The sequence below is a fragment of the Achromobacter sp. genome (assembly GCF_050285565.1).
GTDB lineage: Bacteria > Pseudomonadota > Gammaproteobacteria > Burkholderiales > Burkholderiaceae_B > Achromobacter.
This window is the reverse complement of sequence record NZ_JBLZXG010000004.1, coordinates 1-12,354: the sequence shown is the minus strand read 5'-3', so window position 1 is coordinate 12,354 and position 12,354 is coordinate 1. Positions and strand designations below refer to the sequence as shown.

Annotated in this window: 11 protein-coding genes; 9 read left to right on the top strand and 2 right to left on the bottom strand. The window is 66.8% G+C overall.

The annotated features are described in order from the left end of the window. Positions 1–57 precede the first annotated feature (57 nt). Positions 58–1,578: a helicase HerA-like C-terminal domain-containing protein gene (locus ACN6O8_RS08875; protein ID WP_427990703.1), complete on the bottom strand. Its 1,521-nt coding sequence runs from the start codon at positions 1,576–1,578 to the stop codon at positions 58–60. Between the two features lie 159 nt (positions 1,579–1,737). Between ACN6O8_RS08875 and ACN6O8_RS08870 the strand changes: the two genes are divergently transcribed. The 7 genes from ACN6O8_RS08870 (at position 1,738) to ACN6O8_RS08840 (ending at position 7,055) form a co-directional block, all read left to right on the top strand. Next, positions 1,738–2,469 carry a YebC/PmpR family DNA-binding transcriptional regulator gene (locus tag ACN6O8_RS08870; protein WP_427990702.1) on the top strand — a complete coding sequence of 244 codons (732 nt, stop codon included), beginning with the start codon at positions 1,738–1,740 and terminating at the stop codon, positions 2,467–2,469. A 153-nt stretch (positions 2,470–2,622) separates the two neighbouring features. Beyond that, the gene (purD, locus tag ACN6O8_RS08865) at positions 2,623–3,930 is read left to right on the top strand and encodes a phosphoribosylamine--glycine ligase (RefSeq protein ID WP_427990701.1); all 1,308 of its coding nucleotides are present in this window, start codon (positions 2,623–2,625) and stop codon (positions 3,928–3,930) included. 12 nt (positions 3,931–3,942) lie between these two features. Then, positions 3,943–4,854 (top strand): oxygen-dependent coproporphyrinogen oxidase, encoded by a 912-nt coding sequence (gene hemF, locus ACN6O8_RS08860; protein ID WP_427990700.1) that lies wholly within the window; start codon positions 3,943–3,945, stop codon positions 4,852–4,854. Then, positions 4,851–5,438: a nicotinate (nicotinamide) nucleotide adenylyltransferase gene (gene nadD / locus ACN6O8_RS08855; RefSeq protein ID WP_427990699.1), complete on the top strand. Its 588-nt coding sequence runs from the start codon at positions 4,851–4,853 to the stop codon at positions 5,436–5,438. The genes hemF and nadD overlap by 4 nt, the downstream gene beginning before the upstream one ends. Positions 5,439–5,510: 72 nt before the next feature. Further along, positions 5,511–5,915, top strand: coding sequence for a ribosome silencing factor (rsfS, locus tag ACN6O8_RS08850; protein ID WP_427990698.1), 405 nt, complete (start codon positions 5,511–5,513; stop codon positions 5,913–5,915). An 8-nt stretch (positions 5,916–5,923) separates the two neighbouring features. Continuing rightward, positions 5,924–6,394: a 23S rRNA (pseudouridine(1915)-N(3))-methyltransferase RlmH gene (gene rlmH, locus ACN6O8_RS08845; protein ID WP_427990697.1), complete on the top strand. Its 471-nt coding sequence runs from the start codon at positions 5,924–5,926 to the stop codon at positions 6,392–6,394. Positions 6,395–6,443: 49 nt separating this feature from the next. Beyond that, a complete protein-coding gene (locus tag ACN6O8_RS08840) occupies positions 6,444–7,055 on the top strand; it encodes a Maf family protein (RefSeq protein ID WP_427990696.1) in 612 nt (203 codons plus the stop codon). A gap of 105 nt (positions 7,056–7,160) precedes the next feature. On the opposite strand, the gene ACN6O8_RS08835 is transcribed toward ACN6O8_RS08840, so the two are convergent. Next, the gene (locus ACN6O8_RS08835) at positions 7,161–8,501 is read right to left on the bottom strand and encodes a dicarboxylate/amino acid:cation symporter (RefSeq protein WP_427990695.1); all 1,341 of its coding nucleotides are present in this window, start codon (positions 8,499–8,501) and stop codon (positions 7,161–7,163) included. A gap of 295 nt (positions 8,502–8,796) precedes the next feature. Between ACN6O8_RS08835 and ACN6O8_RS08830 the strand changes: the two genes are divergently transcribed. Together ACN6O8_RS08830 and ACN6O8_RS08825 are read left to right on the top strand one after the other, a co-directional pair. Further along, positions 8,797–10,749, top strand: coding sequence for a sensor histidine kinase (locus tag ACN6O8_RS08830; protein ID WP_427990694.1), 1,953 nt, complete (start codon positions 8,797–8,799; stop codon positions 10,747–10,749). Next, positions 10,733–12,214, top strand: coding sequence for a sigma-54-dependent transcriptional regulator (locus tag ACN6O8_RS08825; RefSeq protein WP_427990693.1), 1,482 nt, complete (start codon positions 10,733–10,735; stop codon positions 12,212–12,214). Before ACN6O8_RS08830 ends, ACN6O8_RS08825 begins: the two co-directional genes overlap by 17 nt. The last annotated feature ends 140 nt before the right edge of the window (positions 12,215–12,354 follow it).

The window sequence follows — 12,354 nt, the reverse complement described above, 5'->3', positions numbered from 1 at the left end:
TACCCCACGTTACAGGACGCAGAGCCCCGGATTTGTCCTAAAAATGGAATACAGCGTTCAACGGCGGGATTTGGATCCCAGCAGCGAGCCCAGGATACCGCGGGCCAGTTCGCGCGCAATCGAACGCGCCGTGCTTTTGGCCACCGTCTGCACCACGCCATCGCGCTTGCCGCCGCGCGGTCCGGTCGAGCCGAACAACACGTCGTTCAGTCCGTCCAGGAAGCCGCCGCCGCGCTCGCCGGCGGGCGCGTCGCCCGCGGTCGAGGTCGGCGCCGCCACGCCCCCCTGTCCGGCGGGCGTGGCGGCGCGCCCGGCCAGCACTTCGTAGGCGGACTCGCGATCGATGGCCTTGTCGTATTTGGCGGACATGGGGCTGCCCTGGCGCAAGGCCTGGCGCTCCGCCTCGGTGGCCGGGCCGATGCGGCTGGCCGGCGGCACGATCCAGGCACGCTCGGTCGGCATCGGCCGGCCCTTGGCGTCCAACAGCGACACCAGCGCCTCGCCCACGCCCAGCTCGGTGATGGCCGCTTCGATGTCCAGCCCCGGATTGGGCCGCATCGTCTGGGCGGCGGTCTTGACCGCCTTCTGGTCGCGCGGCGTAAAGGCCCGCAGTGCGTGCTGCACCCGGTTGCCGAGCTGACCCAGCACCGTGTCCGGGATGTCCAGCGGATTCTGCGTGACGAAATACACCCCCACCCCCTTGGAACGCACCAGACGCACGACCTGCTCGATCTTGGTCAGCAGGGCCGGCGGCGCATCGTTGAACAGCAAGTGCGCCTCGTCGAAGAAGAACACCAGCTTGGGCTGATCCGGATCTCCCACCTCCGGCAGCTTCTCGTACAGATCGGCCAACAGCCACAGCAGGAAGATCGCGTACAGCCTGGGGGCCTGCATCAGCTTGTCGGCGGCCAGCACGTTGACGATGCCGCGCCCCTGGGCGTCGGTGCGCATCAGGTCGGCCACGTCCAGCATGGGTTCGCCAAAGAATTTTTCGGCCCCCTGCGACTCCAGCGCCAGCAGGCCGCGCTGGATCGCGCCGACGCTGGCCGCCGATACATTGCCGTAACGGGTCTTGAGCTCGGCGGCGCGGTCGGCGACGTTCTGCAGCATGGCGCGCAGATCTTTCAGATCCAGCAGCAGTTGGCCTTCGTCGTCGGCCACCTTGAAAACCAGGGTCAGCACCCCTTCCTGGGTGTCGTTCAGTTCCAGGATGCGCGCCAGCAGCAGCGGCCCCATGTCGGTGATGGTGGCACGCACCGGCGCGCCCTGCTCGCCGAACACGTCCCACAGCGCCACCGGGCTGGCGCTCCAGGCCGGCTCCTGCAGGCCCAGGCTTTTGAGCCGCTCCTGCAGTTTCGGGCTGGCCGCCCCGGCCTGCGAGATACCGGTCAGGTCGCCCTTGACGTCGGCCATGAACACCGGCGTGCCAATACGGGAAAAGGACTCGGCCAATACCTGCAGGGTGACGGTCTTGCCCGTCCCCGTGGCGCCGGTGATGCAGCCATGGCGGTTGGCCAGGGCGGGCAACAGGGCCAGTTCGGTCTGCGCGTTCTTGGCGATGACAATGGGGTTGGGCATGGACGGCTCTCCGGACCGGGGGGATTCTGATGCCCAAGTGTAGAGCCTGCGGTAGCGCTTGTGCGCGTGGCAATATGGACACAGCCGGCGTGCGCCCGGGCGCGGCGGCCGCCGGCACGGTAAAATGCCGCTTTTGCAGACAATTTATCCTGGGAAGCCATGGCCGGACACAGCAAATGGGCCAATATTCAGCACCGCAAAGGCCGCCAAGACGCCAAACGCGGAAAGCTCTGGACCAAGATCATTCGTGAAATCACCGTGGCGGCGCGCGCCGGCGGCCCCGACCCGGACAGCAACCCGCGCCTGCGCATGGCCTGGGACAAGGCCACCGACGCCAACATGCCCAAGGACAACATCCAGCGCGCCATCCAGCGCGGCGCGGGCGGCGCGGACGGCGAAGCGTACGAAGAAGTGCGCTACGAGGGCTACGGCATCGGCGGCGCGGCGGTCATCGTCGACTGCATGACCGACAACCGCACCCGCACCGTGGCCGAAGTGCGCCACGCCTTCGCCAAGAACGGCGGCAACCTGGGCCAGGAAGGCTCGGTGGCCTTCATGTTCAAGCACTGCGGCCAATTCCTGTTCGCCCCCGGCACGCCGGAAGACCAGGTCATGGAAGCCGCCCTCGAGGCCGGCGCCGAAGACGTCACCACCGACGAGGAAGGCGTGATCGAAGTCATCTGCGCCCCGGCCGACTACGCCGCGGTGCGCAAGGCGTTCGACGACGCCGGGCTGAAGGCCGAAGTCGACGGCATCGTCATGAAGGCCCTGAACGAAACCGAACTGGCCGGCGAAGACGCCGTCAAGATGCAGAAGTTGCTCGACGCCCTGGAAGGCCTGGACGACGTGCAGGAAGTCTATACCACCGTCATTTTCGACGAAGCGCAGTAATTTTCCGCAGTCTTTTCCCTTACCCGGCGCGCCGCAGCCCCCGTCTTCGCCGCGCCACGCTGTCACCGGATCCGGGCCCGCCCGGGTCCGTGGCCTATTTCTCGGGCAGGTGTCTCGCGACACTCGACTGGCAACCTTAAGAATCACGCAACAATGAAACTCCTGGTAATTGGCTCGGGCGGCCGCGAACATGCCCTCGCCTGGCGGCTGGCCCGCTCTCCCCGCGTCCACAAGGTGTATGTGGCGCCGGGCAACGGCGGCACGCAACGGGCCGAGCAGATGGAAAACATCCCGCTCACCAATGCCGAGGAACTGGCCGACTTCGTCCAGCGCGAAGGCATCGCCCTGACGGTCGTCGGCCCCGAGGCGCCGCTGGCCGCCGGGGTCGTCGACGTCTTCCGCGCCCGCGGCCTGAAAATCTTCGGCCCGACCAAGGCCGCCGCGCAACTGGAAAGCTCCAAGGACTACGCCAAGGCCTTCATGGTTCGGCACAACATCCCCACGGCGCGCTATGCGACCTTCACCGATCCGGCCGCCGCCCACGCCTACATCGACCAGGAAGGCGCCCCCATCGTGATCAAGGCCGACGGCCTGGCGGCGGGCAAGGGCGTGGTGGTTGCCGCCACGCTCGAAGAAGCGCATGCCGCCGTCGACGCCATGCTGGGCGACGGCGCCATGGGCGAAGCCGGCGCGCGCGTCGTCATCGAGGAATGTCTGGTGGGCGAGGAAGCCAGCTTCATCGTCATGTGCGATGGCCGCAACGTGCTGGCGCTGGCCACCAGCCAGGACCACAAGCGGCTGCAGGACGGCGACCAGGGGCCGAACACCGGTGGCATGGGCGCCTACTCGCCCGCCCCCATCGTCACGCCCGAACTGCATCACCGCATCATGCGCGAAATCATCCTGCCGACCGTGCAGGGCATGACGCGCGACGGCATCCCCTACACCGGCTTCCTGTACGCGGGCCTCATGATCGCCCCCGGCGACGATCCCGACCGCGACATCAAGACGCTGGAATTCAACTGCCGCATGGGCGACCCCGAAACCCAGCCGATCATGATGCGCGTCAAGAGTGACCTGCTCGACGCGTTCGAACACGCCGTCGAGGGCACGCTGGACCAGGCCGACATCACCTGGGATCGCCGCACCGCCCTGGGCGTGGTGCTGGCCGCGCACAATTACCCCAATACCCCGCGCACCGGCGACGTCATCCGCGGCCTGCCGGCCGACGCCGACGACTGCATGGTGTTCCACGCCGCCACCCGCCTGGCGGGCGAAGAAACCCAGACCACCGGCGGCCGCGTGCTGTGCGTCACCGCGCTGGGCGATTCGGTCAAGATGGCGCGCGACCGCGTATACGAAGCCATCGACGGCATCCACTTCGACGGCCGCCAGTACCGCAGCGATATCGGCTGGCGCGCGCTCAAGCCCTCGCAGCAAAAGCCCAAGTCCAACGCGTAACCGGAAGCGCTGATGAACGCCTTGCCCATCGCCGACGTCCGCGGCTACCTCACCGGCCTGCAGGCCCGCATCGTCGCCGCCCTGGAGGCCGCCGAGGGCGGCCCCTTCCGCACCGACGAATGGGTTCGGCCCGAGGGCGGCGGCGGCGTGTCGCGCCTGCTCGAAGGCGGCCAGCTGTTCGAACGCGCCGGCGTGCTGTTCAGCCATGTCCAGGGTTCGAAGCTGCCGCCCTCGGCCAGCGCGCACCGGCCCGAACTGGCCGGACGTTCCTGGCAAGCGATGGGCGTCTCGATGGTGCTGCATCCGCGCAACCCGTACGTGCCGACCACACACATGAACGTACGCATGTTCGTCGCCACCGCCCGCCCAGGGCACGACGAAGCCGACGTGTTCTGGTTCGGCGGCGGCATCGACCTCACGCCGTACTACCCCTACGAAGAAGACGCGCGCCACTTCCACGCCGTCTGCCGCGACGCGCTGGCCAGCCATGGCGCCGACTACTACCCGCGTTACAAGCGCTGGTGCGACGAGTACTTCTTCCTCAAGCACCGCAACGAAACCCGGGGCATCGGCGGCATCTTCTTCGATGACCTGAACGCGCCCGGCTTCGACGCCTCGTTCGCCTTGACGCGCTCGGTTGGCGATGCCTTCCTCGACAGCTACCTGCCTATCGTCAAGCGCCGCCGCGACACGCCCTACGGCGAACGCGAACGCGACTTCCAAGCCTATCGCCGCGGCCGCTATGTCGAATTCAACCTGGTGTTTGACCGCGGCACACTGTTCGGCCTGCAATCGGGCGGCCGCACCGAATCGATCCTGCTGTCCATGCCGCCCCTGGCGCAATGGCGCTACGACTGGCAGCCGCAGGCGGGCACGCCCGAGGCCGAGCTGGCCGCCTACCTGACGCCGCGGGACTGGGTGTGAAGCGTATCGGGCTCCTGGGCGGCAGTTTCGACCCCGTCCACGTCGCGCACGTTGCGCTGGCCGACAACGCGCTGCGCGCGCTCGGCCTGACGCAGGTGCAGTTGATCCCCGCCGCCAACCCTTGGCAACGAGCCGCCCTGCACGCCACCGCGTCGCAACGCCGCGCCATGCTGGAACTGGCCATCGCCGGCCACGACGGCTTGGCGGTCAACCCGATCGAACTCGAACGCGGCGGCGCCACCTACACCATCGATACCCTGCGCGCCCTGCCCGCCGATGCACGCTATGTGTGGCTGCTGGGCGCCGACCAACTGGCCAATTTCTGCACCTGGCAGGCCTGGCGCGACATCGCCAGCCTGGTCGATCTGGCAGTGGCGACGCGCCCCGGCACGCCGCTGGCGCCGCCCGCGGAACTGGCCGACTGGCTGCGGCGCCAGGGGCGTGAACTCGAAGAATTGCCTTTCGCCCCGATGCCGGTGTCGGCCTCGCAGATCCGCGAGCGCCTGGCGCGGGGCGAATCGACCGACGGCCTGTTGGCCCCTGCCGTCGCCGCCTATATTGCGGCGCACCATCTTTACCGATAAACCCATCCCGCCCGGGCGCGCCGCGCCCCGGAACCGGCACTCGCCGTCCGTCAGCGGGTTATATTTGCAGCTATGGATATTCAGAAACTCCAACGCGCCGTCATCGACGCCCTCGAAGACGTCAAGGCGCAAGACATCAAGGTCTTCAACACCACGCATCTGACCAGTCTGTTCGATCGCGTCGTGATTGCAAGCGCCACCTCCAACCGGCAGACTCGCGCGCTGGCCTCCAGCGTATCCGATCGCGGCCGCGCGCTCGGTCTGTCGGGCATCACGATCGAAGGCGAAGACACCGGCGAATGGGTCGTGGTCGACCTGGGCGACGTCGTGGTCCACATCATGCAGCCCGCCATCCGCCAGTACTACAACCTGGAAGAAATCTGGGGCGGCAAGCCGGTGCGCGTCAAGCTGCTGCCGGAATCCACCCGCGCCGCGCCGGTCGCCAGCGACAGCGCCTACGACAGCACCGACGACTAAGGCCTGTCGTGAAACTGATCGTCGTCGCCGTGGGCACGCGCATGCCGGACTGGGTGCAGACCGCCTGGGACGACTACGCCAAGCGCCTGCCGCCCGACTGCGCGCTGGAGCTGCGCGAGATCAAGCCCGAACCCCGTACCACCGGCAAGACCGCGGCCCAGATGATGGCAGCGGAGGCCCGGCGCATCGAGGCCGCGTTGCCGGCCGGCGCGCTGCGCCTGGCCCTGGACGAACGCGGCCGCGACCTGACCACCATGGCCCTGTCGCAAAAGCTCGAGCAATGGCGCGCGGGCGGCCAGGACATCGCCTTCCTGGTCGGCGGCCCCGATGGGCTCGATGCCGATCTCAAGGCCTCGTGCAGCGGCCAACTGCGCCTGTCGTCGCTGACGCTGCCGCACCCCATGGTGCGCGTGGTGTTGGCCGAACAGCTCTACCGCGCCTGGGCCATCATGACCAACCATCCCTATCACCGCGCCTGAGGCATGCCGCCGGGCGCCCGTCCTGCGCGCCTGGCGCGCACCGTCCCACATGACTGACGCATCCCCCGCACGCCTCTACCTTGCCTCCGCCAGCCCCCGGCGGCGCGAACTGCTGACGCAGATCGGCCTGGCCCACGACGTGCTGCGCGTACCGGCACCGCCCGGCGAAGACGAACCGCAGCACCCCGGCGAAAGCGCCGCCGACTACGTCCGGCGCACCGCGCGTGACAAGGCCGAACGCGGCCGCGACTGGCTACGCTTGCAAGCCTTGCCCGCCCTGCCACTGCTGGCCGCCGATACCACTGTCATCCTCGACGGCCAGGTGCTGGGCAAACCCGTTGACCGCGACGACGCCATCCGCATCCTGCAGGCGCTGTCGGGCCGCAGCCACCAAGTGCACACCGCCGTCGCGTTATGGACGGGTGAACGCCTGCTGGAAGCGGTCTCCATCACCGAAGTGCAAATGCGTCCGCTACAGCTCGACGAGATCATGCGCTATTGCGACAGCGGCGAGCCCTACGGCAAAGCCGGCGCCTATGGCATCCAGGGACTGGCCGGAACCTTTGTCGCCCGCATCGCCGGCAGCTATACCGGCGTCATGGGCCTGCCGCTGTTCGAAACCGCCAACCTGTTGCGGGCTGCCGGCATCGCGCTTCCCTGATTTCGCGCCGTCCATGTAAAAACCCCCGAAGGCTGGATCTAGATCCAACCTTCGGGGGTCAGTTCAAAGGCACGGGGACTTGTTGCCGCGGTCGAGCCGAAGCAGTCAGCCCTGCGACGTCGATACGCTCGCCATCGGTTGTGCTTGCGGCTGCGCGGCCGGTGCCGCGCCTTCGAGCGCCGCATGCAACTGCTCATGATCCAGTTCGCCTTCCCAGCGCGCCACCACCACGGCGGCGGTGGCGTTGCCGACCAGGTTGGTCAGCGCGCGGCACTCGGACATGAACCGGTCCACCCCCAGGATCAGCGCCATGCCCGCCACCGGCACCGTCGGCACCACCGACAGCGTCGCCGCCAGCGTGATGAAACCGGCGCCGGTCACGCCCGCGGCGCCCTTGGAGCTCAGCATCGCCACCAGCAGCAGCAGGATCTGGTCGCCCAACGACAGCGGAATGTCGCAGGCCTGGGCGATGAACAGGGCCGCCATCGTCATGTAGATGTTGGTGCCGTCCAGATTGAATGAATAGCCGGTGGGCACCACCAGGCCGACCACCGACTTCGAGCAGCCGGCGCGTTCCATCTTCTGCATCAGCGTCGGCAGCGCGGCTTCCGACGAACTCGTGCCCAAAACCAGCAGCAATTCCTCGCGGATATAGCGCACCAGCTTCAAGATCGAGAAGCCGTTGTAGCGCGCCACCAGCCCCAGCACCACCACCACGAACAACACCGAGGTGGCGTAAAACGTACCCACCAGCATTGCCAGGTTGACGATCGACTTGATGCCGTACTTGCCAATGGTGAACGCCATCGCACCGAACGCGCCGATCGGCGCGGCCTTCATCAGGATGGCGACCAGCTTGAAGATGGGCTGGGCCAGGGCCGTCAGGAAATTCAACACCGGCTTGCCGCGCTCGCCCACCTGCGCCAGCGCGATGCCGAACAACACGGCCACGAACAACACCTGCAGGATGTCGCCGCCAACGAACGGGCTGAAGATCGTGGTGGGGATGACATTGAGCAGGAAACCGGTGATGGTCGAGTCATGCGCCTTGGCGACATAGCCCGACACCGCCTTCTGATCCAGCGTGGCCGGATTGATGTGCATGCCGGCGCCTGGCTGCACGATGTGGCTCACCACCATGCCCACGATCAGGGCCAGGGTCGAGAACACCAGAAAGTACAGCATGGCCTTGCCCGCCACGCGACCGACCTTCTTCAGATCGCTCATGGCCGCGATACCGGTGGCCACCGTCAGGAAGATCACAGGCGCGATGATCATCTTCACCAGTTTGATGAAGCCATCGCCCAACGGCTGCATCGACTGGCCCAGATCGGGCTTGAAGTAGCCCAGCAGGATGCCGATCACGATGGCGAACAGCACCTGCACATACAGGATTTGATAGAACTTGAGCTTGCGCGCGGGCGCGCTTTGATCCACTTCGATCATTGGGATTTGTCCCCACCAGGGCCCCATGCTCCCTGCGACGATGCACAGTGGGTATCGGGGCGTTATCTCTTTTAGAGCCTTGCGTATCTCCGCAGGCCGATTTCACCCGGAACGCGATGCCGCCAGGCTTGCTTCACTACATGCAAATGCCGTGCCAGCCGTCCCCGCGCCCGCCGCCCGATCTCAAACCTTTGATTCATCGAGAGTTTTCAGAAAACCGCGGACCAAGCCCGAAAAGAATTGGCGAAATATCACACACAAAAGGGATAAAATGTGCGAAAAACCGCACATCCTCATGCCATCCCACCCTCCGTCCCGCCAGGCTGCCCACACGCAGCCCGCCCCTGCCGACGCCGCCGCGCCCCGGCGCGGCGTGACTTGGTCATGGGCATTGCTGCTCCTGGCGGCGCTGGCCCTCATCTTTGGCACCCTGCATGGCGCCAGCGAATGGGCGCGGGAAGGCGCCCTGAATGAAGCCTATGTCCAGGCCCGCGGCGCCGGCCAGCTCAACGCCGCCTTGTTACGCAACAACCTCGACAAATTCCGCGCGCTGCCTTTTGTCCTGACGCGCGACGTGGATTTGCGCGCCACGCTGCAGCAGCCCACGCCAGCCCAGATCGAATCGCTGGACGAAAAACTCGACACGCTCAGCCGTGGCGTGGGCGCCTCGGCCATCTACGTGCTGGACCGCAGCGGCTACGCCATCGCCGCCAGCAATTGGCGCGAGCCCGCCACCTTTGTCGGCGTCGATTACCAGTTCAGGCCGTATTTTCGCGGCGCCGCGGCACACGGCTCGGCCGAGCATTTCGCCCTGGGCACCATCAGCCACGAGGCCGGCCTGTACCTGTCCCGCCGCGTCGACGACACCAACGGCGCCATGCTGGGCGTGGTGGTGCTGAAGGTCGATTTCCGCGACCTGGAGGCCGACTGGCGCCAGTCGAACGCCCCCATCTTCGTCACTGACGAACATGGCGTGGTGTTGCTGGGCAGCCTGCCTGAGTGGCGTTTCCGCGTGCTGGCGCCGCTGGCGCCCGAGGTGGCGCAGGCGCTGCGCACCAGCCTGCAATTCGGCGACGCCATGTTCCAGCCGCTGCCGCTGCACCCCCCCCTCAAAACCATCACGGGCGGCCAGGTCGTGCGGGCCGGGCAAGCCCTGCCGCAGATCCCCGCCGGCGCGCCCCTGCTGCACACCACCCTGCCCATCGTCGAGTCCCCCGGCTGGACGCTGCATCTGCTGTCGCCGGTGCAGTCGGCCCTGAACCGCGCCACCGCCAATGCGCAACTGGGCACGCTACTGGCGCAGAGCGTGCTCGCGGCCGTCGTCGGCACCCTGCTCTATCGCCGCCACCGCGCCCGCGAACGGACCGCGCAGCAATTGGCGATACGCCATCAGCTGGCCGCCCAGGTCGAAGAACGCACCGCGCAGTTGCGTGAGGTGAATCAGCAATTGCTGGCGCAGATGGACGAACGCCAGCGTGCCGAAGCCCGTCTGCACACCATGCAGGACGAACTGGTACAGGCCAGCAAGCTCGCCTTGCTTGGACAGGTCACCGCCGGCGTGGCCCACGAGATCAACCAACCGGTGACCGCGATCCGAGCCTATGCCGACAATGCCGCCGAATTCCTGCGCCGCCACGATCACGGCTCAGTCGAGGAAAACCTCGGCACCATCGCCGCGCTGACCGAACGCATCGGCCACATCACCGGCGAGTTGCGCGCGTTTTCGCGCAAGGCCGGCGCCACGGTCGGCCCCACCAGCCTGAAGGAAACGCTCGATGGCGCCCTGCTGCTGGTGGGCCCTCGCGCCAGGCGCCAGGGCGTGGCGTTGCAACGTCCTCCCGTCGAACAGGATTACCGGGTGCAGGCCAACCGTATCCGGCTCGAACAGGTGCTGGTGAACCTGCTGCAGAACGGGCTGGACGCGCTCGAAGGCCAGGCCGACGGCCGCATCGTCATTGCGCTGCAGGACATGGGCGCATCGGTTCACTTGTTCGTCCACGACAATGGCCCCGGCTTGTCGCCCCAGGCCAGCGCGCGTCTGTTCACGCCGTTCCACACCACCAAGGCCGAAGGTCTCGGCCTGGGCCTGGTGATCTCACGCGATATCGTCGCCGAATTTGGCGGTGACCTACGCGCCGCCCACCCCGGCGAAGCCATTTTTTCCGCGCCCCACGGCCCCGGCCGCGGCGCAATGTTCACGCTGACGCTGCGCAAGTCGCCGCCCACGATCCATGACCCGAGAACCTGACTCCTCCTCTGCGCCGGCCAGGCCCGGATCCACCGCGTCGCGCGCCACCGCCGACGCCACCGCGCTCCCCACGCGGGCGACCGAGCCATTGCTCGGCGGCACGTCTGGCCAAGCGCTGGCAATACGCGTTGCCTTCATCGACGATGACGAGGATCTGCGCCGCGCCAATGCCCAGACGCTCAAGCTGCATGGCATCGAAGTCCAAGCGCACGCCAGCGCACGCAGCGCCCTGGCCACGTTGACCCACGACTTCGACGGAGTCGTCGTCACCGACATCCGCATGCCCGATATCGATGGCCTGCAATTGTTCCAGCGCCTGCGCAACATCGATCCGCACATTCCCGTCATTCTCATCACCGGCCATGGCGACATCGCCATGGCGGTGCAATGCATGCGCGACGGCGCCTACGACTTTCTGGCCAAGCCCTATGCCCCCGATCGCCTGGTCACCTCGATCCGCCACGCCGCCGAAAAACGGCGCCTGGTGCTCGAGAACCGGCGTCTGCGCGAAGCGGCTTTCGCGGTCGACGCCGACGAGGTGCCCTTCATCGGCACGACGCCGGCGATGCAACGCATCAAACAGACGCTGCGCCATATCGCCGACGCCGACGTCGACGTGCTCGTTGAGGGCGAGACCGGCACCGGCAAGGAAGTGGTCGCCACTGCCCTGCATCGCCTGAGCCGGCGGCGCCAGCGCGCCCTGGTAGCGATCAATTGCGGCGCGCTGCCTGAAAGCGTGATCGAAAGCGAATTGTTCGGCCACGAGGCCGGAGCCTTCACCGGCGCGCAGAAACGCCGTATCGGACGCATCGAGCATGCCAGTGGCGGCACGCTATTCCTGGACGAAATCGAAAGCATGCCGCTGGCCGTACAGGTCAAGCTGCTGCGAGTATTGGAATCCCGCCAGATCACGCCGCTGGGCAGCAACGAAGTCCGCAGCCTCGATCTGCGGGTCGTGGCCGCCACCAAGGAAGACCTCGGCAGTCCGACCAGCCGCGCCAAGTTCCGCGAGGATCTGTTCTACCGGTTGAATGTCGTCACCATCCGCATCCCGCCATTGCGTGAACGCCGCGAAGACATCCCTCTATTGCTGGCCCATTATCTGGGCCACGCCGCGCGCCGTTTCCAGCGCGACATCCCGGACATGCCGGCCGACATCAAACGCCATCTGTTGACGCACGACTGGCCTGGCAACGTGCGCGAACTCGCACATTTTGCCGAACGCTTCGTATTGGGCGTACTCGATACCCCCACCGCGGCCACACCGATCCCCGACACCGCTGCCGGCACGCTGCCGGAAAAGATGGAGCGCTTCGAAGCCCAACTCATCCGCGAAGCGCTCGCCGCCCACCAGGGTGATGTCCGCGCCACGCTCGAAGCGCTGGGCATCCCACGCAAGACCTTCTACGACAAGCTGCAGCGCCACGGCATCGATCGCCAGGAATACACAGGAACCCCGGGCTGAAGAATTCGCACGGAATCGATGCAATCAAACAAAACCCCCGTGCGGCGCCAGCCGCACGGGGGTTTGTTTATAGGGGGTATTCCGCGCCACCAAATACAAAACCCCACAGGCGTGAGCCTGCGGGGTTCTGAGCAATAAAA

Coding starts and splice junctions, on each gene's coding strand:
- hemF (WP_427990700.1), top strand. CDS start 3,943: ATGAACGCCTTGCCCATCGCCGACGTCCGCGGCTACCTCACCGGCCTG.
- ACN6O8_RS08835 (WP_427990695.1), bottom strand. CDS start 8,501: ATGATCGAAGTGGATCAAAGCGCGCCCGCGCGCAAGCTCAAGTTCTAT.
- purD (WP_427990701.1), top strand. CDS start 2,623: ATGAAACTCCTGGTAATTGGCTCGGGCGGCCGCGAACATGCCCTCGCC.
- ACN6O8_RS08825 (WP_427990693.1), top strand. CDS start 10,733: ATGACCCGAGAACCTGACTCCTCCTCTGCGCCGGCCAGGCCCGGATCC.
- ACN6O8_RS08840 (WP_427990696.1), top strand. CDS start 6,444: ATGACTGACGCATCCCCCGCACGCCTCTACCTTGCCTCCGCCAGCCCC.
- ACN6O8_RS08875 (WP_427990703.1), bottom strand. CDS start 1,578: ATGCCCAACCCCATTGTCATCGCCAAGAACGCGCAGACCGAACTGGCC.
- ACN6O8_RS08830 (WP_427990694.1), top strand. CDS start 8,797: ATGCCATCCCACCCTCCGTCCCGCCAGGCTGCCCACACGCAGCCCGCC.
- rsfS (WP_427990698.1), top strand. CDS start 5,511: ATGGATATTCAGAAACTCCAACGCGCCGTCATCGACGCCCTCGAAGAC.
- ACN6O8_RS08870 (WP_427990702.1), top strand. CDS start 1,738: ATGGCCGGACACAGCAAATGGGCCAATATTCAGCACCGCAAAGGCCGC.